At 44.3% G+C, this 535-nt stretch carries 1 protein-coding gene and 1 pseudogene; one reads left to right on the forward strand and one right to left on the reverse strand.

Annotation, left to right across the window (positions count from 1 at the left end; translation table 11 throughout):
- Nucleotides 1–74: pseudogene (locus KIV40_RS30145) on the forward strand (Fe3+-citrate ABC transporter substrate-binding protein); the annotation flags it as partial.
- A gap of 114 nt (nt 75–188) precedes the next feature.
- Here KIV40_RS30145 and KIV40_RS30150 read toward each other — a convergent pair.
- The coding region (locus KIV40_RS30150) for an NAD(P)/FAD-dependent oxidoreductase (protein WP_375164916.1) at nt 189–535 on the reverse strand (347 nt) is incomplete at its 5' end.

Consider the following 535-nt stretch of genomic DNA (forward strand, 5'->3'; position numbering starts at 1 on the left):
TATTAGATGCGCACAAAGACGTGATTGATCTGTTGGTATTTATGGGTCGCCTTAACAGCATAGATCTAAAATAATGGCTAATAACAAAGCCTAAATACAAAAACAGCTGCCCCGAGGCAGCTGTTTGCATTTATAGACAGTATTCTTGAAAACCCAAGCTTGTTTAAAGACAAAGCCCGTTGAAAAAGCTACGCCTCTTTACACAGCTCTGCCAAGGCAGACAAACGTCGCTGAGACTCTTTTACATAGGGGTTAGACTCATCCCAAGCGTAGCCCGCTAATATTGAGCAAACCATCTGCTTGATCTTAGGACTTGGCTTCTCGTAAAAGATCACATCTTGTAGTGAACCAGAATACCAACCTTCGACATAGGTGCGGAATGTATCAACACCTTTCATCAATGGTTGGGCATACTCTTTCTCCCAGTCCACAGCTTCACCCTTCACATGTCTAGCAACACAATCCACCGCATATTCAGCAGACTTCATCGCAATGGTCACGCCCGAAGAGAAGACAGGATCAAGGAATTCACCCG

This window comes from Vibrio sp. D173a, from assembly GCF_030248475.1.